The sequence below is a fragment of the Faecalibacterium taiwanense genome (assembly GCF_036632915.2).
GTDB lineage: Bacteria > Bacillota > Clostridia > Oscillospirales > Ruminococcaceae > Faecalibacterium > Faecalibacterium taiwanense.
Map to the genome: position 1 here is coordinate 2,365,474 of NZ_CP155552.1, position 21,285 is coordinate 2,386,758.

Sequence of the window (21,285 nt, forward strand, 5' to 3'; positions counted from 1 at the left end):
GTTTCCGCCTTATCCGTTCCACCCTCTGGCAGAGGGGTCCAGCATTTCGGCGGCAGAGTAAATGAGGGCGTTGCAGATGGCTGCAGCCACATTGCTGCCGCCCTTGCGGCCCATGGCGGCGATGGCAGGCACGCCGTATCGCTCGCAGGCAGCAAACAGTACTTCCTTGCTTTCCACCACATTCACAAACCCCACCGGCACGCCAATGACCAGTGCAGGCCGCAGACCGGCTTCCATTTCCTCCGCAATGGTCAAAAGGGCCGTGGGCGCATTGCCAATGGTCAGAATGGCCCCCGGGTGCTCCCGGGCAGCACGGTGCATGGCGGCAACGGCACGGGTGGTGCCCGCCTGCTTTGCGGCTTCGGCCACAGCGGGGTCTGCCATGTAGCAGATGGCTTCACCGTTCAGTTTTTTCAGGCCCGGCTTTGTGATGCCCGCCAGCGCCATATTGGTGTCGGTAACGATGAAAGCACCCGCGTGCAGGGCCTTGACTGCGGCTTCCACCGCGCCGGGTGTAAAGCGCAGATTTTTGGCATAGTCGAAATCCGCGGTGGTGTGGATGACCCGCTTGACCACCGCAGCCGTCTCCGGCGGCGGGGTCAGGCCCAGCTCGTCCAGTTCCCTTGTGATAATGGAGATGCTCGTCCGTTCAATGTCGGCGGGCAGATGATGCTGCGGTGTCATGTGTTGTCTCCTTTTTGCATTCCCATGGCGGCATAGATGGCGGGCATATCCAGTGCCGCGCGCACACCATCGGCAAGCAGATCAAACTGCTGCTGACGGTACTGCTCCATGGGGATAAGCTCGGCCCCGGCCGGATCGATGCCCTTCCGTTTGCACAAAAATGCGGTCAGTTTTTCGGTCAGTTCGCCGGTGTCGAACAGGCCGTGCAGGTAGGTACCGAATACACTGTCCTGCACACAGCCCTCCGGCGTGCCGTCTGCAAGGATGCAGAACGCACTGCCCCACACCTCGGTGCGGCCTGCGTGGATCTCGTAGCCCGTCAGCTTTGCGCCTGCAAAGGGTTCTGTGGTCACACAGGCTGCGGTCTGGGTCAGGTGCTTTTCGGTGCCGAACACCGTCGTGGTGGGCAGCAGGCCAAGGCCCCGCAGGGTGCAGGGGGTACCGCTCTCCTCCCCTGCCGGGTCGCAGAGCTGTTCGCCCAGCATCTGATAGCCGCCGCACACGCCCAGCACCGGCGTACCGGCTGCCGAAAGCCTGAGCACCGCCGCTTCCAGTCCGCTTTCCCGCAGCCAGCGCAGGTCGTCCATGGTGTTCTTGGTGCCAGGCAGGATGACGAGATCCGGTGCACCCAGCTGGCGGGTGCGCTGCACATACCGCACGCCCAGCAGCGGGTGCTGTTCCAGCGGGATAAAGTCGGTGAAGTTGGATACATGCGGCAGGCGCAGGATGGCGATATCCAGCGGCTTGACCGCAGCTTTTGTATCCAGCCGGTCGGAGAGAGAATCCTCGTCCTCGATCTCCACCCGCAGGTACGGCACTACGCCCAGCACGGGCAGGTGTGTTTTTTCTTCCAGCATGGCAAGGCCGGGCCGCAGGATCTCCACATCGCCCCGGAACTTGTTGATGATCAGGCCCCTGATGCGGGCACGCTCGTCGGCTTCCAGCAGCTCCACAGTGCCGTACAGCTGGGCGAATACGCCGCCCCGGTCGATATCGCCCGCCAGCAGCACCGGCGCATCCACCAGCTTTGCAAGGCCCATGTTGACGATATCGTCGGCTTTCAGGTTGATCTCCGCCGGGCTGCCCGCGCCTTCGATCACGATAATGTCGTTCTCGGCGGCAAGGCTGTTGTAGGCTTCCAGAATGTCCGGGATAAGGCTGCGCTTCATCCTGAAATAATCGGCGGCAGACATCTGGCCCCGGGCCTTGCCGTTCACGATCACCTGACTGCCCACATCGCTGCTGGGCTTGAGCAGGATGGGGTTCATGCGCACATCCGGCTCCACGCCTGCAGCCTGTGCCTGCACCACCTGCGCACGGCCCATCTCTGCACCGTTGCGGGTGACGAAGCTGTTCAGGGCCATGTTCTGGCTTTTGAAAGGGGCCACGCGGTAGCCATCCTGCGCAAAGATGCGGCACAGCGCCGCGCACAGCAGGCTTTTGCCCGCACCGCTCATGGTGCCCTGCACCATAATGCATTTTGCCTTGCTCATTGTGCCACCTCCGGCAGGGTTTCGGCCAGCAGTACAAGCAGCTGCCGGTTCTCGTTTTCTGTGCGCACGGCGGTGCGGTACCAGCTGGCATCAAGGCCCGGATAATTGCCGCAGCTGCGCAGTACTGCACCCTTGCGGCGCAGCGCTTCGCCCAGCGCTTCCGGCGCGCGGAACAGCAGATAGTTAGCCCGGCCCTCGATCACCCGCAGGCCCAGCGCCCGCAGGCCGTCTGCCAGCACAGGCCGCTGTGCTTCGATCAATGCACGCACCTTCGCCACATATTCCGTCTCGTCCAGCGCAGCAATGCCCGCCGCCTGTGCCAGACTGGAAACCGCCCACGGCTGGCCCGCTGCCTGCATCCGGGCAAGCAGCTCTGTATCAGAGCACAGGCAATAGCCCAGACGCACGCCTGCCATGCCGTAAAGCTTGGTGAAGGCTTTTAAAATAATCAGTTTTTTGCTGTTTTTCAGCAGATGCTTTGCCGAAAGGCCTTCGCCCTCCGGCAGAAAATCCAGAAAGCATTCGTCCACGGCCAGCACCGCACCCACGGCTTCGCATCTGCGCAGCAGCGCTTCCACAAGGGCAGGCTCTGCCAGCTGGCCGGTGGGGTTGTTGGGCTGACAGAGGAATACCATATTTGTACCCGGGTGCACCGCGTTCAGGAGATCTTTCGTCACCGCAAAATCGTTTTCTTCCCGCAAAAAATGCCGTTCCACCGTGCAGCCTGCCGTTTCAAGGGCGGTGGCGTACTCGGCGAAGGTGGGTGCCGTCACAAGGGCGGTACGGGGCTTTGCAGCCAGCGCCAGCCGGAAGATGAGGTCTGCCGCGCCGTTGCCGCACAGCAGCCATTCGGCGGGCACTCCCTCAGCCACCGCCAGTTTTTCAAGCAGGGCCCGGCACAGCGGGTCGGGGTAGCGGTCTGCCGTGGCAAGCGCTGCCGTAATGGCCTTTGCCACCCCTTCCGGCAGGCCCAGCGGGCTGACATTGGCCGAAAAATCCAGCGGGTCGCGGCCAAACTCGGCGCGGTAGCCCGCCCAGTCGCCGCCATGGGTCAATTGTTTCATGCAAGGAACCCCCGTATTGCTGCACCCCATGCCAGCGCAAAGCCGCTTGCCACATACATCATGCGGTTGGCGCGCAGGATGTCCTGCGGTTCAATGGGGCGCAGGGCATCACCGATGGTAGGCTTGGGGTAATATTCGCCAAAATAGTAAGCCGGGCCGGCCAGCTGCACGCCCAGTGCACCGGCGCAGGCGCTTTCGGTCTGGGCGCTGTTGGGGCTGGCGTGGCAGTGCCGGTCCCGCCGCCAGATGCGCCATGCACCTTTGGCATCGTTTCCGGTAAAGGCCGCAGCCGCCACCCACAAAAGGGCGGCAAGGCGGCTGGGGATGTAGTTGGCCACATCGTCCAGCTTCGCGGCTGCACGGCCAAAATAAAGGTACTTCTCGTTCTTGTAGCCCAGCATGCTGTCCATGGTATTGATGGCCTTGTAGGTCAGCGCCAGCGGTGCCCCGCCGATGAGCATATACAGCAGCGGCGCAATGACGCCGTCGCTGGCATTTTCGGCCACCGTTTCCACCGCGGCCTTGGTCACGCCCTCGGCGGTCAGGTCCTGGGTGTCGCGGCCCACGATGCGGCTCACGGCTTTGCGAGCGGCGGGCAGGTCGTTTTTAATAAGCTGAGCGTACACATTCCTGCTCTCCTGCGCAAGGCCCCTTGCCGCCAGCGCCTGCCCGCACCAGAACATCTGCACCGCAAGGCCCAGCCACGGGCTGAGCTTTGCCGCCGCCAGACACACAAGGCTGGTGACCAGAAAGGTGCCCACCGGCAGGCAGAACGCCGTTACGGCACCGCCCAGCAGCTCGCCCTGCGGGGTGCCGGGCAGGCGGGCGCGCAGGAATTTTTCCAACCGGGAGATGCATCTGCCCATAAGCACCACCGGGTGCGGCAGCCACGCCGGGTCGCCGAAGAGCGCGTCCAGCACAAAACCGCCGACAACTGCCTGAAGGATCATGCCCTGCTCTCCTTTGTGTACTGGACGGTCTTTACGAGATACAGCAGATGCTTTTCCGTCCAGTCCTTTGCATCCAGCACAAAGCCGCCCGCGTTGGGCCCGCACCATGCGTAATAGTCCCTGTGGGGGACGGCAAACCGCTCCATGGCGGCCATCTGGGTGCCGCCGTGGGCCAAAATGACCAGCCGCTCTTCGCCTGCGGCAAGAGCTTTATCGATCAGCTCTGCCACGGTGCGGCAGATGCGGTCTGAAAAATCCGTCTTGCGCTCTCCATCCGGGCAGGGGCTTTCGCAGTTGGCCTTCACCCATGCCTGATACTCGGGGTCCTTTTCCATCTCGATGAAATTGCGGCCCTCAAAGCTGCCAAAGCACATCTCTTTCAGGCCGTCCACCGGCACAAGCTTTGCCTCCGGGAACAGGATGCGCGCCGTCTGGCTGGTGCGTTGCAAGGTGGAAACATAGACCACATCGGGGTCAAAATCTGCCCGGCGCAGCTGAGCAGCGCCTTCGGGTGAGAGCGGGATGTCGCGCTGGCCCTGATAACGCTTCTGGGCGTTGTATTCCGTCTGGCCATGACGCAGAAGATAGATCAGCATTGAGACAATTCTCCTTTCAAAACCGTGGGGATGCCGCAGAACATCTGCACCACGCACTCTGCCCGTGCGGCCAGCAGGCAGGCAAGCCTGCCCGCCGCCTCGCGGTCTGCGCGCTGTTTGACATCCATCGGCACAACACCGCCGCCTACCTCGGTGGCGATGAGGATATCGTATTCATGGGCAAGCTTGTCTGCCAAGGCAGGCAGGTCGGCGGCATCGGCAGCCAATACCTGCACGTCCGAAAGACGCTTGCCGGGAAGTGTTTGCGCAAAGGTGCGCTTGCCGCTGTAGAGCGGCCCGGTAATAAAGATCATAGCAGCCCTCCCCACTGGCAGGCACACAGTGCCGCCAGCATCCAGAGCTCGGCCTTTTGCAAAAACCACCCGGCAAGGTCGCCGGTGATGCCGCCGAACTGCTTCCGGCTCACGGCATAGTAGCGCCAGAGCACCGCCAGCGCTGCCAGCACCAGCGCCCAGCCGCCCAGCGCCGCCATGCCCACGCACAGCACTGCGGCCAGCACCGCCAGCACCCGGCGCACCACAGTTTTGTCTGCTGCAGTGGCAAAGGTGTGTGCAAGACCGGTGTTTTTTGCCATGGGGAACGATGCCACCGCAAGGCCCGAAAGCGCCCGTTCCAGCACCAGTGCCAGAACCCACAGCACACCCACGCGGGGTGTAAAACTCACACAGGTGCACAGGGCAAAATAGGCCAGAAAATAGCTGCACAGTCGGATGACCGCAAAGGCACCGCAATGGGGGTCTTTTAATATTTCCAGCTTCTTTTCTCGGTCGCCGTAGCTGGAAAGGGCATCGCAGGTGTCGGCATAGCCGTCCAGATGGATGCCGCCGGTGATCCATACCGGGATCAGCGCAAAGCCCGCCGCCTTGGCAAAGCCCGGCAGGGGCAGCGCGCCACACACACACCATGCCGCCCCAATCACCACACCGATGAGCGGGAAGGCGCACATGGCATAACGCATATTTTTTCGTTCCAGTCGAACTGCGGCACCGGGATGGCCGAAAACATGGCAAAGGCCACCGCAATGGTCTGCAAAACGATCATTTTTCCACTCCTTTATAGTACACGGGGATGCCGCATACCACCCGCACCACCGCATCTGCCCGGGCGGCAAAGGCATTGTTCACCTGCGCCAGTGCCAGCAGATAGCGGCCTGTGTCACCGGCATAGTCGGCCCCGCCGCTGAACACCTCGTTAGAAACAACGATGAGGTTTTCGCACTGGGCTGCAAGGCTTTCCAGCCCGTGCAGGATGGCTTTGGCCGCGTTTTCCCCTGCTCCCGCCGGGTCGTACAGCTCGTTGGCGGCAAGGTTGCCAAGGTCTTCCAGCAAGGCGGTGCCCCGCGCAGGCAGGCGCACATTGTCCAGATGCAAGGGGCACTCCACCGTTTCAAACTGCTTTGCGGCCCGCATTTTGCGGTGCTTTTCTACCCGGGCGGCACACTCGGCATCCCACACCTGCATGGTGGCAAGATAGTAGCGCGGGCCGGTGGTTTTCAGCACAAGGCTCTCGGCGTATTCACTTTTGCCGCTGGCCGCGCCGCCCAGAACCAGCGTCAACATTGGGGCGTATACGGCGCAATGCCGCCCTCCGCAAAGGAGTAGCACCCGCCGTATACGGCCAGCGCCATATCCCACAGCGGGATGCTGGCCACCGCGCCGGTGCCCTCGCCCAGATGCAGCCCCGCCGTAATGATGGGTGCCTTGCCCAGTGCTTCCAGCACGATGCGCGCGGCAGGCTCTGCCGAGCAGTGGCTTGCAAACACAGCCTTTGCCGCCGCCGGGCACAGCCGCACGGCGCACAGCGCGGCCACTCCGCTGATAAAGCCATCTGCCAGCACCGGCACACCGGCCAGTGCACCGCCCAGAAACACACCGCACAGGCCCGCGATATCAAAGCCGCCAAGCTTTGCAAGAACATCCAATGTGTCTTCCGGGTCCGGCTCATTGCAAAGGATGCCGCGGCAGATGGCATCCACCTTACGGGCAAGCCCTTCGTCCGAGAGGCCCGCACCGCGCCCGGTCATAAGCTCCACGGGCTGGCCCAGCAGCACTGCCGCCACCGCGCTGGAGGTGGTGGTATTGCCAATGCCCATTTCACCGGTGGCGATGAGCCTGTAGCCATCCTCTGCCAGTTCCCGGGCAAGGGCAATGCCCTCCCCAACGGCCTGCACGGCCTCGGCCCGGCTCATGGCAGGGCCTTGGGTAAAATCCGCCGTGCCTGCGGCAATGCGGCAGCTGCGCACGCCGGGCACCGGTTCGCCTGCCATGCCCATATCCACGGGCAGAACATCGCAGTGGGCCGTGCGGGCCATCTGGCACACACTGGTGCGCCGCATGGCAAGGTTTTCGGCCACGGCACGGGTCACTTCCTGCCCGGTCTGGCTCACGCCCTGCGCCACCACGCCGTTATCCGCGCAGAGCACCACCACCACCCGGCGGGAAAGATCAAGCTCCGCACTGCCGGTAAGGGCGGCGGCATCCTCCAGCATGGTCTCCAGCCGGCCCAACCCGCCCAGAGGCTTTGCAAGGCTGGCCCAGTGGGCGTGTGCCGCCGCGCGGGCAGCTTCGTTGGCAGGGGTGATACCCGCCAAAAGTGCATTCAGTTCCGTTTCGGTCATTTAGGTCATCCTTTTGTTTTGCTGTATCGTTCTGCCGCGCGCACAAAGCGGCCCGGCAGGGGCGTGCCCGCCCAGTATAAATGCGGGAACCCCGCATAGAAATTCTCGTTTGCAAAGCCGCATTCCCACTGCATTTTTTCGCTTTTGCAGGCAGTAAATGCAGTGCCGTTTGCGGTGGAATCCCAGTGGTGGAATTCGTGGATAGGCAGCGTTTCTCCGGCGCAGAAGAGCATACTGTCCGCCTTGGCGGTCATTTCGGCATAGCCAAAGCGCACCAGCCTTCCCACCCGGATGCCATCGCCCGGCAGAACATCTGCCATGGGCCACGCCTTACCGTCGGCATCCTCAAGGCTCCGGCCCAGATACAAAAAGCCGCCGCATTCGGCTGCTGTGGGCAGGCCCGCCTGCACGGCCTGCCGGATGGAAGCCAGCATGGTTTTGTTTTCACTCAGAGTTTTGGCGTACAGCTCCGGGTAGCCGCCGGGCAGATACAGCCCACCTATATTTTCCGGCAAAACCGCATCCTGCACCGGGCTGAAAAGCACAAGCTCCGCCCCGGCATCCCGCAGTGCGTCCAGCGTTTCGGCATAGGTAAAGCAGAACGCCTCGTCCTTTGCCACCGCAATGCGGACGGATGTGGGTGCAGCTGCTCCCGGCAAAGCTTCCGGCGCAGGCTTTTCGGTCAGCACGGCAAGGCGCTGCCAATCCAGCACCAGTGCATCGGCCAGCAGGGCGATCTTTTCCTGCAGGTCGGCAATTTCATCTGCAGTCTTCAGGCCGAGGTGTCGGCTTTCTACCGCTGCCTGCGGCAAATGGGGCAGATAACCCAGCACCGGCAGGCCGGTCTCCCTTTCCAGCAGGGCCTTGAGCATTTTATACAGCTTTTCGGAACAATCATTGAGCAGGATGCCCGAAACATGGCTGTTTTTGCGGAAGTTCACAAGGCCCTGAATTTGCGCGGCCAGCGTCACGCTGGCACCCTTGGGCTGTACCACCAGCAGCACCGGCAGGCCCAGCGTATCCGCCAGTTCCCAAGCGCTGGCACGGGTGGTCAGGCCCTGACCATCATAAAAGCCCATAGCGCCCTCGCACACGGCGGCACCATGCCCGGCGGCATAACGGGCAAAAATGGCCCGCACCATATCCCTGTTGGAAAGAAACAGATCCAGATTGTGGCTGTCCACCTGCAGAGCCGAGCGGTGGAACATGGGGTCGATGTAGTCCGGCCCGCTTTTGAACGCACAGGGGTCGGCCCCGCGCTTTTTCAGCGCCGCCAGCACTGCACAGGCAACAGTGGTCTTGCCGCTACCGGAAGAAGGCGCGGCGATGAGGAATTGCATCATTTACGTGTACCCGTAATGAGGAAGATGGGGTTATTGGCCATGAGCAGGTGCAGTCGGCCCGCCGGTTTTGTGCGGCTGACGGCGATCTGCGTTACCTCTGCGGTCAGGCCCCGGGCCGTGAGGGCGGCAATGGCAGCGCCCAGCGTTTCCAGCGCAATGGCCGAAATGCAGATGCGTGCGTTCGGATTCTTGCCGAGCACTTCATCCAGCACGGCTTCCATGCCGCCTTTGGTGCCGCCGATGAACACGGCATCCGGCGCAGGCAGGTCTGCCAGCACATCCGGTGCGCGGCCCTCGATGAGGATGAGGTTGCAAGCATGGAACTTTGCCCGGTTTTTACGGATCAGTTCACAGGCATCCGGTTCACACTCCACGGCGTAAACGCGGCCTTTGGGTGCCGCCAGCGCAAGCTCCACGCTCACACTGCCGGTGCCTGCGCCCACATCCCACAGAGTGTCGGTGGGCATTACCGCCAGCTTTGCCAGCGCAGCAGCGCGCACCTCCTGCTTGGTCATGGGCACCTCGCTCCGAATGAAGCTTTCGTCCGGGAAGCCCGGCGCACGCAGCTGCGGCAGATCAAAGTTTTCCACCAGAAGCACGCTGAGTGGTGCAAAGCTCTGCCCCGCCAGCTCTGCAGCAGAACCGTAGCGGATGGCTTCCGCCTCGGTGCCAAGGTTTTCGCCCACCACGCCGTGGGCTTCGCCCATACCGGCATCGGTCAGCTTCTGGCACAGAGAGGCGGGCGTTTCCGTGCCGCCGGTGAGGAAGAACACCGAACGGTTCATCATGCACTCGGCCACCGGGTCGCAGGCGCAGCCATGGGCCGAGACCAGCTTCCAGTCCTGCCACGGTCGGCCCAACGCCGCTGAAAGCAGCTGGATGCTGGAAACGCCCGGATACACCCGCGCGGGGATGCCCAGCGCCCGCAGCGGCGTGAGCAGACCGGACGCACCGGAGTAAAATCCGGTATCGCCGCTGTAAAGCACGGCAGCATCCTGCCCGGGGTTTTGTGCCAGTGTTTCCAGAATGTCAGCGGGCTGGTAGAGCGCGAACTGCCGGGCCGTGCAGTCTGCAGGCAGGCCCGCCAGCAGCCGCTTTGCACCGAACACAAGGCCCGCACTGCGCACAGCCTGCTGCGCCTGCGCCGAAAGGGCTTTCCATTTTCCGCTGCCCATGCCGATCAGTGTGACCATTGCAAAATCTCCTTGCAATACGCTAAAATTTGTGTTTCCGTCTCGCCAGTTTCCGGCGGGCGGCGCAGCACCACCAGCTGTGCGCCGGTATCGGCAGCGGCCTGCACCTTCTCGGCAAAGCCGCCCGCTGCGCCGCCGTCCTTGGTGACGAGGTACCGGATCTGGAACTGTGTGATCAACGCCTTATTCAGCGCCAGACTGAACGGCCCCTGCATGGCAATGATGTTCCGGTGCGGGACATTGGCCGCTTCACAGGCGGCAATGCCCTCCGGCGTGGGCAGGACGCGCGGGTAAAGCCGCGCCGGTTCCAGCCCGGCAAACACAGCCAGCTCCTTGGCACCGGTGGCAAGCAGGATATTGCCCTCTGTCCCGGCCAGATATTCTGCAGTCTGCGCTGCTGTTTCAAACACCGCACAGCCGGGCGGCAAGGGGCTTTGCGCACGCAGCAGGCGGCGGTATTCCACGCCCGCCTGCACCGCTGCAGCGCGGATGTTCCTGGTGGCATCCACTGCATAAGGGTGGGTGGCATCCACGCAGAGATCAGCTCCCGCCAGCAATGCCGCCATGGCATCCGGCTGCAGCCGCCCGGCGTGCACCGTGATGCCCGCCATTTCGCCCTGCTCCTCGGCCCCCAGCGGCGTTGCCACGCACACCGTTACCGCAACGCCAAGCTCTGCCAGCTTTTGGGAAAAGCGACGGCCCTCGGTGGTGCCGCTGAACACGACCGCCTTCACTTACGGTACCCCCGCGGCGTGACCATCCGGCCCGAAAGGGCGCGGGTATTGCTGTTGCCGATATACACGGTGGTGAACATATCCACCGGCGTGTTTTCCAGCTCGGCCAGCGTCAGCACCCGGGCGCTCTGGCCCTCGCGGCCAATGTTGCGCACAAGGCCGCAGACCGTCTCCGGCCCCTTGCCGTTTGCGCGCAGGATGCGCACCGCCTTTTGCAGGTAGTCCGGCCTGCCCTTGGAAGAGGGATTGTACAGTGCCACGCAGAAATCGCCCTGCGCGGCGCAGGCCAGCCGCTTTTCGATGACCTCCCACGGGGTAAGCCGGTCGGAAAGGGAGATCACGCAGAAATCGTGGGCCAGCGGCGCGCCCAGCACAGCCCCGCCGCTGAGGGCGGCCGTAAGGCCGGGCACCACTTCTACGGCAACGTCCGGGTAATCCTGCGCCAGTTCCAGCACAGGGCTGGCCATGCCGTAAACGCCTGCGTCGCCGCTGCACACCATCACCACGCGCCTACCGGTATTCGCCTTTTCCAGCGCCCAGCGGCAGCGGTCGATCTCCTTGGTCATGCCGGTGGAATAATATTCCTCACATGGGAACTCCGGCTCGATCAGATCAAGATAAAGTTTATAGCCGCAGATGGCATCTGCGTGTTCCAGAACGTTCTGGGCTTCCTGCGTCAGGTAGTAAACATCTCCGGGGCCAATGCCCACCACGTAGACTACCTTTTCCGGTTCGTCGATTTCAAATTTCATCGGATCAAACATTCTGCCACCTCCAGTCCGGGGCATAGGGCCGCACGGCCAGCGCAAAGGTCACGCCGGTATGGGCATATTTGTGAAAAACGAGTGTCCCGTCTGCGGCCAGCACTGCCGACCGTTCACAGACATTGTCCACGCCGGTAACGCTCTGCACAAAGGCCGAAGGCGTAAAGCTGCCGGGGGCGGCACGCAGCTGTTCCGCTGTGAAAAACTGCACCGGCCAGCTGTGGCTCTTACAGAAGGTCAGCAGGCCCGCCTCGTTTTGTTTTAAGTCGATGCTTGCCGCCGCCGTGATGCATTGCGGCGCAAGGCGGTTCTGGGCACAGAAAGCTGCAAAGGCTTCGGCCAGCGTTTCGGTGCTGGTGCCGCGTTTGCAGCCCACGCCCAGCACGCCGATGCGCGGCACCAGATGCAGCGCATCCCCCGCCGGGCAGAGGGTGAGGGCAAAGTCCGGGTCATCTCCCGCCGTGATCCCATCAGGCGGTGCACCAGCAATGGGCCAGTCGGATGCAAACTGCACCGTTTTGCCCGCCAGCAGTGCACCGCTGACAAGCTTGATGCGCTCCGGCTCCAGCACGGTGCAGTTCTGGTGCTTTGCCCACTCGTCCACCGCAAACACACCGTTTGCGTCGGTGGCTGTGGTGATCACCGGCACCGCACCGCACACAGCGGCAAGCGCCCGGGCAAGGTCGTTGGCACCGCCCAGGTGGCCTGAGAGGATGGGCACGGCAAAGCGGCCGCACTCGTCCAGCACCACAACGGCAGGGTCCTGCGCCTTGCTTTGGCAGTGGGGCGCAATGGCCCGCACCGCAATGCCCACAGCACCTACAAAAACAAGGGCATCGCTCCCGGCAAACTGGCGGGCCGTCCAATCGGCAAGGTGCACCTGCCCGGCTTCATGGCCGCAGCGGGCCACGCTGCCGGGATATGCCGCCGCCAGTTTTTGGGCCAGTGCAAGGCCCTTTGCCGTAAAGGCCAGATAGGCGCGGGTCACTGGTCTGTCCCCTTGCGGAACTCGGTGGTAAAGGCCGGGTCGTAGAGCTTGCTGCGCTCATAATTCCGCCCCAGAAAGCCGCCTGCCACGATGAGCGCCGTTTTGGTGATGCCCGCTGCATGAACGCTTTCCGCCAGCGTACCTACGGTGCAGCGCACCGTTTTTTCCTCCGGCCATGTGGCCTTATACACCACCGCTGCCGGGGTATCCGGCGTATAGGCACCGCCTTCCAGAAGCGCCTGCTGTACTTTGTCCACAAGGCCGATGGATAGGAAAATGACCATCGTTGCCCCGTGGGCGGCAAGGCTTGCCAGCTTTTCTTTTTCCGGCACCGGGGTGCGGCCCTCCATGCGGGTGATGATGACGGTCTGGCTGACGGTGGGCAGCGTGTACTCTGCATTCAGTGCCGCCGCTGCGCCGCAGAAGCTGGACACACCGGGGGTATCATCGTAGGGAATGCCCTCGGCGTCCAGCACATCCATCTGCTCCCGGATGGCACCGTAAAGGCAGGGGTCGCCGGTGTGCAGGCGCACGGTGATCTTACCCGCAGCTTCCATCTGCCGCATCACATCCAGCACCTGCTCCAGCGTCATTTCAGCGCTGTTATAAATGGCGCAGTCTGCCTTTGCAAGGCCCAGCAGGGCCGGGTTTACCAGACTGCCCGCATAGATGATGCAGTCGGCTTTCTGCAGCAGGGCCGCGCCCCGCCGGGTGATGAGGTCCGGTGCGCCGGGGCCTGCACCAACAAAATGTACCATAACGTTACTCCTTTACCAAAACGGTGGCAAAATAACCGGCCTGTTCCTGCGGCCGCTCAAGGGAAAGATCCGGGTAGACCCGCTCGTCCGGCAGACCGCAGTTGCACACAAGTGCGCTTTTTTTCAGCTTATCTGCCTGCTGCAGGGCATCCAATAAGACAGGCAATTGCCTTCCGGTTTTCATCAATACCTTGGTGCCGGGCATTTCCAGCACGCGGTCTGTCCAGCCGCCGGGCGCAATGGTAAGCGGCGTATCCATGCCGCCGGTCAGCGGCACATTCAGCCGCGCCGCCGCCGCACAAAAGCTGGGCACGCCTGCCGCCATGGCGGTGGCATAACCCCCGGCCTGCAAGATCTCCTGCAGGTAACCAAAGGTGGCATAGATGGAAACATCACCGATGTTCAGCATGGCAACGTCCTGCCCGGCATCCAGATACTGCTGCACCGCGGCGGCTGCTTTTTCGTGCGAAGCCGCCAGCGCAGCCGGGTCACGGCTCATGGCAAAGTACAGCGGGACGATGGTCTTGCCGTCCAGCGCTTCTCCCAGCGCACTGCGGGCGATGTCCAGCGCCAGCATCTGGCCGGAAGCAGTCTGCGGCGCGGCCAGCACCGGGCACTGCCGGATGAGCCGCACAGCCTGCAGCGTCATCAGCTCCGGGTCGCCGGGGCCGACGCTGACACCGTAAAATGTACCTTTCAGTTCTGCCATTCCTGCATCAGCTCCTTTGCCGTTTTTGTCTCGCCCAGCGGGCCGTGCTGGTTGGAGAACAGCACCGCGCCCACCCGGAACGCCCCGCCTGCCCGTCGGTCCAGATGCATCTGGATGGCGGCAAGGATGCTTTCCAGCACCGGTGCACGCAGCTGCGCGCCGTCCAGAATGTCAAGGCAGGCATCGGTGGTGGCGGCATCCATCAGGGCGGCGCACACCTCATGCGCGGCACCGCACAGCGCCGCATGGGCGCAAAACACTTCAGCGCGGCCATCCGCCGTGTGGGAGTGGGTGTTCATGACCCCTGCTGCCAGCTTGCAGAGCTTGCCCACGTGGCCTACCAGAAGCACTTCCTCAAATTTGGCCGTGGCAGCCATATCCAGCGTATCCCCGATAAAGTTGGAGGTCTTGACCACCGGGAACCGCTCGAACTGCGGCAGAGCGCTGGCCAGATAATCCAGCCCGTAGTTGCCGGGGGCCAGCACCAGCCGCCGGGGGCCGGGGGCATTTTTTGCACGCAGTGCGGCCTGATTCATTTCCAGCTGGATGGTATCCAGAATGGCCTGCTGGCTCATGGGTTCCACGATGCCGCTGGTGCCCAGAATGGAAAGCCCGCCCTCCACCCCGATGTGCGGGTTGAAGGTGCGCTTTGCCGTCTCGGCACCGCCTTCCACAGAGATGGTCACCGCAAAGCCGCCGGTGTAGGCAGCATTTTCAGCTTCCCGTTCCAGCGCTTCGGCAATCATCTGGCGGGGCACATGGTTGATGGCGGCCTCGCCTACGGGTTGGTCAAGGCCGGGCTTCGTCACCCGGCCCACCCCCTCGCCGCCAAGGATGCGCACGCCGGGGGCATCCGGTTCCAGTACCACTGATGCGACCACCGGCAGGCCCGTAGTCACATCCACATCGTCGCCGCCGTCCTTGCGGATGGCACATGCGGCACCTGTGTCCGTGCTGCGGCACCAGAGGGGAGCCACCTCCACCACAATGCCCTTGGGCGTGCGCAGAGCCACCGTTTCCGGTTCGCGGCCGGTCAGCAGCAGACGCGCCGCCCCTGCAGCCCCCAGCGCGGCACAGGTGCCGGTGGTATAGCCGCAGCGCAGCAACTTCTGCCCGCTGCGGACGTAATGCTCAAACTGAGGTTTTCCGGCGGGTGCCTTTTCGGCTTCCGGCTCCGGTGTGCCGAACAGAGCCGTGTACTGCTGTTCGGTCAGGCCGTACAGGGTGCGGATGTTCTCCGGCTGAAACGCCTGTTCCGGGGTCAGCACGCCGGAAACACCACCGGGCGAAACGCACACCACCGTGTCCGCTATTTTTTCAGCCAATTCCAGCTCGTGCAGGCTCAGGATCACCGCCAGCTGACCGGTATGGGCCAGCTCCTTTAAAATGGTGAGCAGCTCGATCTTGCCCTTGATATCCAGAAAAGAGGTCGGCTCGTCCAGCAGGATCACTTCCGGCTGTTGGCACAGTGCCCGGGCCAGCAGGATGCGCTGGCGCTGGCCGTCGCTGATGCGGTTAAAATCCCGGTCTGCAAGGTGTGCCGCACCCACCAGCTCCAAAGCTCTGTGCACCTGCTGCCTGTCCTCGGCAGACAAAATGCCCAGCCGTCCGGTGTAGGGATAGCGCCCAGCCGAAACAAAGTCAAAGCAGGTGGTCAGCTCCATCCGGCGGCTATGCGGGGCCATGAGGGCCAGCTTCTGCGCCCGCTGGGTACCGGTGTAATCGGCAAGGTTTCTGCCTTCCAGCAGCACTGTGCCGCCCATGGGGGCCAGCTGGCCCGCCAGTGTGCGCAGTAAGGTGGATTTGCCTGCGCCGTTGGGGCCAATGAGAGTCAGGATCTGGCCCGGCTGCACCCCGAGGCAAATATCCGAGAGCAGCGGTGTCTTGCCGTAGCCGATGGCAAGCTCCCGCGCAGTGCAAAGTGCTTTTTCGTTCATCATGCGCCCTCCCGCTCTGAATTGCGCCGCACCAGCAGCCAGATGACCACCGGCGCGCCGAACACGGCCGTGACCGAGCTGATGGACAGCTCCGTGGGCGCGAACAGACTGCGGGCCAGCAGGTCGCAGAACAGGCAGAAAGCCGCACCGCCCAAGCAGCACCCCGGCAGCACATACAGCGGCTTTGCGCTGCCCAGCAGCTGCTTGACAAGGTGCGGCACCGCGATGCCTACAAAGGAGATCGGCCCCGCAAAGGCAGTGACACAGGCCGCCAGCAGGCTGGATAGCAGCACCAGCGCTGCCGAGAAAGGCTTGACATTCACGCCCACGCTGCGGGCGTACTCCTCGCCCATCTGATAGGCGGCCATGGGCTTGGAAAGCAGAAAGGATGCCGCCAGCGCAGGCAGCACCACCAGTGCCGCAGCCTGTACATTGGCCCATGTCACGCCGGAAAAGCTGCCCTGCGACCAGTTGTGCAGATTGACGATGTTGGAGTCCTGTGCAAAGGCCACCACGATATCGGTGATGGCGGAGCAGATATAGCCGATCATCACACCGCAGATGACCAGAATGCTCATGCGCTGCACCCGCCGGGCCACCGCCAGCACAAAGGCCATGGAAGCCATGGCACCCGCAAAGGCAGCCGCGATCATCGTGGCCGAGCTGGTCAGCATCCCGCGGTCCAGAAACACCACCATGGTCAGGGCCACCGCCAGCTTTGCGCCGCTGGAAACGCCCATAACAAATGGCCCGGCAATGGGGTTTGCAAAAAAGGTCTGCAGAAGGTAGCCTGCCGCGCTGAGGGCTGCCCCCAACAGCGCCGCCATGACCGCGCGGGGCAGGCGCAGCTGCAGGATGATGTTCCCCGCAAGCGCATCGCCGCCCTTGCCCAGCAGCGCCGTCAGCACCGCACCCGGTGCAAGGGATACGCTGCCCCAGAACAGGTTCAGCGCAAAAAGCACAGCCACGGCTGCCGCAAGGGCAATATAGGCGGCTGCAAGGCGTCTGGTACGGGTCATAGGCTTTCCTTTCTGTAAAATTTTCCTTCTTTAATCCACATGGGTGAGGAATTTCAGGGTACTGGCGGCAGGTGTGCCCTTGGTAAACACCCGGTTCATGTCCACGATCAGGTCTGCTAGCTCCATGCTCTGCTGGAACAGGCTCTGGGTGGTGCACCACACCTGACCGTTCTGCACCGCTTTGAATTCGTTCAGCAGCGGGAAACGCTCGGTCAGCTGGCTCACCGATGCGATCATGCCCTCGATGGCGCTGTTGTAGATGAGCACATCGGCATCCTTTGCACCTGCATAGAAGTCCTCAAGCGGCAGGTTCATGGTAGCAAGGCTGTTACCATTGTCCGTCAGGTCCGCAAAGACATAGCTGCCGCCTGCCATTTCGATCATGCGGGCCACATAGTCACTGCCCTTGCGCACAGTGGCAAGGTTGTTGGTGGTCAGCGAGAAGAAGGCACAGCTTTTTCCCGTGGGTTCCTGCGAGAGGATGGGCTGAACGGCTGTCTCCTGCGCGGAAAACACCTGCTCGGCCTGTTCTTCCCTGCCCAGCAGGATGCCGTAAAGCTTGATCCACTCCATGCGGGCCAGCGGGTCGCTCTCGTAGCTGGAACGCTCCACCAGCACCGGGATGCCAAAGTGTTCCAGCTGCTCCTTTACCTCCGGCGTGTGCAGGATCATGGTATTCTCAATGGCAAGGCGGCAGCCCGCTGCCAGGATCTGCTCGTAATCCGGGGCGCTGTACTTGCCTGCATACGCGATTTTTCCCTCTTCCATGGCCTGCTTCACCTCAGGCAGATACCAGCCCTCGGCCTTGGTGCCGGAAAAGGCCACGCTGTCCAGTGCGTCCAGATGTAAAAGCAGATCCATCACCGAGGTGGAGACCAGATAAATATTCTCCACCGGCTGGCGCAGCACAGTCACATCAGCAGGCAGACCGTCCACCTCCGCAGCATCTTCCGGCACAACAAGGAACCGTGCATCTGACTCCGCGATGGTCAGCATGGTATAGCCGCCCTCATAGCAGTCCGCTGTGAACTGCTGTGCATAGTCCAGCTTGTAATGATGGGAAAAAACAAGACTTTCCGTATTGGCAGGTTGAGTCTTGCTGCCGCAGCCGGTCAGCGTCAGCGCCGCAGCAGGGATCAGTTTCAGAAATTGGTTGCGAGTGATTTTCATTCAAATATCCGGACGTTTGTCGTTCCGACCCCTCTTGTGAAAAGGCGTTTGGAGCGGCCCTGCGGTTGCGCAGCAATGAAAGCCCCAGTGGGTCTTTCAAGCAGGCGAGCGATCTGCGATAGCAGATGGAAGGGCTTTGCCCTGACAAGCGTCGGGGCCGCGACAAACGCGAAATAAAAAATTGATTTTCCGCTGAGTATGCCCAGAGCGTGAGCGGAGGGCATTCTCAATCGTTAGCCTTCAGACTTGCAGAATCAAAGGTCAGCGTATACTCGATCTCGTGGGGGGTGCTCATGGCAACGGTATCGGCGGTGACATCCAGTGCGGTATCCAGCGCCGATACCGGAATTTCAAAGGTGGAATTGCCCTCGGTGTTAGTGGGCAAATACTTCTCGCCGTCCACGATCATATAATCATAGTTCGGGCTGCTCCACACGATGGTAGCAGTCATTTTGCCGTCTGCCACGGTCAGGGCGGCGGGGCTCTCCACGGTGGCACGGCCGGAGCCGCCCTCCAGCGTCACATCACAGGTGTAGGTGCCGTCTGCCGGGGTCTCGGCTTCCGCAGCCTTTTCCACGGCATCACGCACGCTGACGACATGGTCGTACCACTTGCCCTTGGTGCCCAGAATGGCAAGGTCAAAGTCCGTATCCACCGCAGTGACCGGAATGTCAAAGCCGTACACCTCCTCCGAGGTGCCGTCGGAATAGGTGACGGTATCTGTGGTGGGCTGCAGCCAGTCGGCCTCGTGGTCGGCGGCATCGGAAGCCTTGCCCAGATACAGGTTGACGATATGGGTGGAAGCAAGGCTGACATGGAAGGTCATCTGGCCGTTCTCCACGGTCAGGGTGCCCTTGCCGTCGCAGGCTTCGTTGGCGTGGAACATGCTGCTGTCGGTGTCAAACTCGGCGGTATACACGCCATCCGGCAAAGCGGCGGTCTCAGCGGCAGAAGAAGCCACGGAAGAAGCAGCCTCCGAGCTGGCAGCACTGGAAGCTGCAGAAGATGCCGTGGAAGAAGCGCCGCAGCCCACCAGCAGACTCAATGCCAGAGAAGCAGCGACAACACAGGAAAAAACGCGTTTCATAGGAAATACCTCTACATTATAAAAAATCAGCTTTTATTATACCATTGTTCAGATAAAAAATGAACCCTCTCCACCGGATGCCGCAAAGCGGCCGCGAGACGGAGAGGGTTCGTTTGATCAACCGTTCAGAGAATCGATCGCCGCCTTGGTGTGGGCGACATACAGCTTCTGGACATCCTCGATCCCACCCAGACCAGCGATCTGGCAGTCGATGCTGTCGAAAGCACCGGAAGCCTTGAACTGGCTCAGCCAGGAATCGGCATCCTCACCGGCCATATCGTTGTTGGCGTGATCGCCGGCAACCACCATCAACGGGCGCAGAATGACCTTGGTGTAGCCCGCAGCCTTAACAGCCTCGATGACGTTCTCGCAGGCAGTCTCTTCCGGCTTGCCCTCAACGGTGCCAATGAACACATTGTCGTAGCCCAGAGTCTGCATAGTGGTCTGCATCTGGCTGTAGCTCACCTTTGCGGTGTGCGAGGTGCCGTGGCCCATAAAAACAAAGGCGACCTTGTCCACAGCAGCGGCATCCAGACTGTCGTAGCCGGCTTCCTTCACGGCAGCAGCGGTGACAGCCTTGGCAACGTCTTCCTTATCCTGATTGATGATGGTGGCATCGGAACCGACCTCGCCCAGCAGGGGCTCAGCCACAGCGACAGATTCAAACTTGTCGCGGTAGGTGTCGATCATTTCCATCATCTCGTCGTACTCAGCACCGTGCATCAGGTGGGTGGGCTGGACGACCAGATTCTTCACGCCGTTTTCCACAGCGCGGTCCATGGCCTGCTGCATGTTGTCGATCTTTTCGCCGTCACGAGCCTGCACATGGTTGATGATGATCTGTGCGGTGAATGCGCGGCGCACAGACCAATCCGGGTATGCGGCCTGCAGAGCATCCTCGATGCCCTTGATGTCCTTCACGCGGCTGTCGTTGAAGGAGGTGCCGAAGGAGACCACCAGCAGCTCGTTGTCGCCAATGTCGTCCTGATTGCGGGCATCGTCCTTGGAAGCATCACCGGTGTCACGGCCAAAGTAGTCGGGGTCGGCGTTCTCACCTTCCACCAGTTCCTTCTGGGTGTCGGTCAGGGCATCCCATGCAGCCTTGGCGGCTTCGCACTGGGCATCGGTATCCTCATTGCGCTCCTGCACATAGATGGCATCGATCAGGTCTGCCACGTTCTTTGCTGCCATTTCGTCAGCCTCCTCGCTGCTCGCTTCGCTGGAAGCGGAAGACGCAGCGGTGCTGGATGCAGTGCCGGAAGCAGCCCCGCCGCAGCCGGTGAGCACGCCGGCGCACAGAGCCAGAGCCGTAACAGCTGCGGCCAGCTTTTTGGTTTCGATCTTTCTCATTGTTCTTGTCCTTTCCTGCTGGATAAATTGCGGTTTGAACCAAACAAAGGGTACAGGAAAGAGAGATGAAAAAAGAGGCCCTTCTGTCCTGCGGATGGCATGACAAAAAGACCTCTGTTGTTTCAGGGCTTTTTGGTACAACCAATTCCTCGTGATCTGGGGTTTGCACCCCCGTACCAACAGCAGGCAGGTTTCCTGACTGAAAGATCGCCGCCCGTCATCTCCTTCCCAGAGCAAAAGCTCCAGTGGCTGGTGCAAAGCACCCTGATGCGGACTCCCTTATCACAGTGACGAGATCGTGCGGGATCTGCACCCGCTTCCCTTTTACCCTTTCCGCCGTGCAGTGCATCGGCAAAAGGCACCTGCTGTTTTTCTGTTCAGTTCGTCCGGCATTATATCATAAAACTGCGCAGAATGCAATAAAAAACGACATCCTGCCTTTTATAAGGAAGGATGCCGTTTGGAGATCGAGCCAAATGCGGAGCTTACTGGAGCGCACGGATCGCATTGATGGTGATTTTGTACTGGCAGGTCACGCTGTCAAACAGCTCCTTGGTACCTTCCAGTGTGCCTGTGCGCAGCACCTCGGTCAAATCGTAGGTGGGCTGATACAGGTTGGTAAAGCCCAGGTTCTGGCACACGCCCTTGAGCGTGTGTGCCGCACGGAATGCTTCCTTCACATTTCCTTCCTTCAATGCCTGCTCCAGTTTCGGATAGCTGTCGTCGTTCAAAAACATCAGCGTAAATTTGCAGATCATGCCTTCGTTGTAAAGCCGCTTGAGCACGTCCTCATAATTTGCGCCCATCT

21 protein-coding genes, 2 pseudogenes and 1 riboswitch are annotated in these 21,285 nt (G+C 61.7%); all 23 genes and pseudogenes read right to left on the bottom strand.

Going from position 1 to position 21,285, the window contains the following annotated elements; genetic code table 11:
* Nucleotides 1-9 precede the first annotated feature (9 nt).
* The 23 genes and pseudogenes from PXT33_RS11665 to PXT33_RS11770 all read right to left on the bottom strand — a co-directional run bounded on the left by PXT33_RS11665 (nucleotide 10) and on the right by PXT33_RS11770 (nucleotide 21,283).
* The gene (locus PXT33_RS11665; RefSeq protein WP_332376611.1) at nucleotides 10-684 is read right to left on the bottom strand and encodes a precorrin-8X methylmutase; all 675 of its coding nucleotides are present in this window, start codon (nucleotides 682-684) and stop codon (nucleotides 10-12) included.
* Nucleotides 681-2,177 (bottom strand): cobyric acid synthase, encoded by a 1,497-nt coding sequence (locus PXT33_RS11670; RefSeq protein WP_332376612.1) that lies wholly within the window; start codon nucleotides 2,175-2,177, stop codon nucleotides 681-683. Before PXT33_RS11670 ends, PXT33_RS11665 begins: the two co-directional genes overlap by 4 nt.
* Nucleotides 2,174-3,241, bottom strand: a complete 1,068-nt coding sequence (locus tag PXT33_RS11675) for a threonine-phosphate decarboxylase (protein ID WP_332376614.1) — start codon at nucleotides 3,239-3,241, stop codon at nucleotides 2,174-2,176. The genes PXT33_RS11670 and PXT33_RS11675 overlap by 4 nt, the downstream gene beginning before the upstream one ends.
* Complete coding sequence (cbiB, locus tag PXT33_RS11680; RefSeq protein ID WP_298638202.1) at nucleotides 3,238-4,191, bottom strand: adenosylcobinamide-phosphate synthase CbiB; 954 nt, start codon at nucleotides 4,189-4,191, stop codon at nucleotides 3,238-3,240. The genes PXT33_RS11675 and cbiB overlap by 4 nt, the downstream gene beginning before the upstream one ends.
* The gene (locus PXT33_RS11685; protein ID WP_005943240.1) at nucleotides 4,188-4,787 is read right to left on the bottom strand and encodes a histidine phosphatase family protein; all 600 of its coding nucleotides are present in this window, start codon (nucleotides 4,785-4,787) and stop codon (nucleotides 4,188-4,190) included. The genes cbiB and PXT33_RS11685 overlap by 4 nt, the downstream gene beginning before the upstream one ends.
* On the bottom strand, nucleotides 4,781-5,101 hold the full coding sequence (locus PXT33_RS11690) for a bifunctional adenosylcobinamide kinase/adenosylcobinamide-phosphate guanylyltransferase (protein WP_005943245.1): 321 nt from the start codon (nucleotides 5,099-5,101) through the stop codon (nucleotides 4,781-4,783). Before PXT33_RS11690 ends, PXT33_RS11685 begins: the two co-directional genes overlap by 7 nt.
* Nucleotides 5,098-5,849: pseudogene (locus PXT33_RS11695) on the bottom strand (adenosylcobinamide-GDP ribazoletransferase). Before PXT33_RS11695 ends, PXT33_RS11690 begins: the two are co-directional and overlap by 4 nt.
* Entirely contained in the window at nucleotides 5,846-6,367 is a 522-nt protein-coding gene (locus tag PXT33_RS11700) for a bifunctional adenosylcobinamide kinase/adenosylcobinamide-phosphate guanylyltransferase (protein ID WP_154256023.1), read from the bottom strand. The pseudogene PXT33_RS11695 and the gene PXT33_RS11700 overlap by 4 nt, the downstream one beginning before the upstream one ends.
* Entirely contained in the window at nucleotides 6,361-7,425 is a 1,065-nt protein-coding gene (gene cobT, locus PXT33_RS11705; RefSeq protein WP_097781493.1) for a nicotinate-nucleotide--dimethylbenzimidazole phosphoribosyltransferase, read from the bottom strand. The genes PXT33_RS11700 and cobT overlap by 7 nt, the downstream gene beginning before the upstream one ends.
* A gap of 5 nt (nucleotides 7,426-7,430) precedes the next feature.
* Nucleotides 7,431-8,768, bottom strand: a complete 1,338-nt coding sequence (locus tag PXT33_RS11710) for a cobyrinate a,c-diamide synthase (protein WP_298638199.1) — start codon at nucleotides 8,766-8,768, stop codon at nucleotides 7,431-7,433.
* Nucleotides 8,765-9,961: a precorrin-6y C5,15-methyltransferase (decarboxylating) subunit CbiE gene (gene cbiE, locus PXT33_RS11715; protein WP_097775030.1), complete on the bottom strand. Its 1,197-nt coding sequence runs from the start codon at nucleotides 9,959-9,961 to the stop codon at nucleotides 8,765-8,767. The genes PXT33_RS11710 and cbiE overlap by 4 nt, the downstream gene beginning before the upstream one ends.
* On the bottom strand, nucleotides 9,949-10,695 hold the full coding sequence (gene cobK / locus PXT33_RS11720) for a precorrin-6A reductase (protein ID WP_332376615.1): 747 nt from the start codon (nucleotides 10,693-10,695) through the stop codon (nucleotides 9,949-9,951). Before cobK ends, cbiE begins: the two co-directional genes overlap by 13 nt.
* On the bottom strand, nucleotides 10,692-11,459 hold the full coding sequence (gene cobJ / locus PXT33_RS11725) for a precorrin-3B C(17)-methyltransferase (protein ID WP_332376616.1): 768 nt from the start codon (nucleotides 11,457-11,459) through the stop codon (nucleotides 10,692-10,694). Before cobJ ends, cobK begins: the two co-directional genes overlap by 4 nt.
* On the bottom strand, nucleotides 11,452-12,447 hold the full coding sequence (locus PXT33_RS11730) for a cobalamin biosynthesis protein (RefSeq protein WP_332376617.1): 996 nt from the start codon (nucleotides 12,445-12,447) through the stop codon (nucleotides 11,452-11,454). Before PXT33_RS11730 ends, cobJ begins: the two co-directional genes overlap by 8 nt.
* The gene (gene cobM, locus PXT33_RS11735) at nucleotides 12,444-13,205 is read right to left on the bottom strand and encodes a precorrin-4 C(11)-methyltransferase (RefSeq protein ID WP_005943270.1); all 762 of its coding nucleotides are present in this window, start codon (nucleotides 13,203-13,205) and stop codon (nucleotides 12,444-12,446) included. Before cobM ends, PXT33_RS11730 begins: the two co-directional genes overlap by 4 nt.
* A 4-nt stretch (nucleotides 13,206-13,209) precedes the next feature.
* Nucleotides 13,210-13,914: a precorrin-2 C(20)-methyltransferase gene (cobI, locus tag PXT33_RS11740; RefSeq protein WP_332376618.1), complete on the bottom strand. Its 705-nt coding sequence runs from the start codon at nucleotides 13,912-13,914 to the stop codon at nucleotides 13,210-13,212.
* Nucleotides 13,902-15,365 (bottom strand): cobalt-precorrin-5B (C(1))-methyltransferase CbiD, encoded by a 1,464-nt coding sequence (gene cbiD / locus PXT33_RS11745; protein ID WP_405002407.1) that lies wholly within the window; start codon nucleotides 15,363-15,365, stop codon nucleotides 13,902-13,904. Before cbiD ends, cobI begins: the two co-directional genes overlap by 13 nt.
* A gap of 33 nt (nucleotides 15,366-15,398) precedes the next feature.
* Nucleotides 15,399-15,773: pseudogene (locus PXT33_RS14850) on the bottom strand (ABC transporter ATP-binding protein); the annotation flags it as partial.
* A 77-nt stretch (nucleotides 15,774-15,850) separates the two neighbouring features.
* Nucleotides 15,851-16,870, bottom strand: a complete 1,020-nt coding sequence (locus PXT33_RS11750) for an iron ABC transporter permease (RefSeq protein ID WP_294648134.1) — start codon at nucleotides 16,868-16,870, stop codon at nucleotides 15,851-15,853.
* 30 nt (nucleotides 16,871-16,900) lie between these two features.
* Nucleotides 16,901-18,040, bottom strand: coding sequence for an ABC transporter substrate-binding protein (locus tag PXT33_RS11755; RefSeq protein ID WP_332376620.1), 1,140 nt, complete (start codon nucleotides 18,038-18,040; stop codon nucleotides 16,901-16,903).
* Between the two features lie 226 nt (nucleotides 18,041-18,266).
* Nucleotides 18,267-19,127, bottom strand: coding sequence for an iron transporter (locus PXT33_RS11760; protein WP_332376621.1), 861 nt, complete (start codon nucleotides 19,125-19,127; stop codon nucleotides 18,267-18,269).
* A gap of 117 nt (nucleotides 19,128-19,244) precedes the next feature.
* The gene (locus PXT33_RS11765) at nucleotides 19,245-20,477 is read right to left on the bottom strand and encodes a sirohydrochlorin cobaltochelatase (RefSeq protein WP_332376622.1); all 1,233 of its coding nucleotides are present in this window, start codon (nucleotides 20,475-20,477) and stop codon (nucleotides 19,245-19,247) included.
* Nucleotides 20,478-20,644: 167 nt separating this feature from the next.
* Nucleotides 20,645-20,858: riboswitch (cobalamin riboswitch) on the bottom strand.
* 104 nt (nucleotides 20,859-20,962) lie between these two features.
* A complete protein-coding gene (locus PXT33_RS11770) occupies nucleotides 20,963-21,283 on the bottom strand; it encodes an Hpt domain-containing protein (protein WP_242961870.1) in 321 nt (106 codons plus the stop codon).
* Nucleotides 21,284-21,285 lie beyond the last annotated feature (2 nt).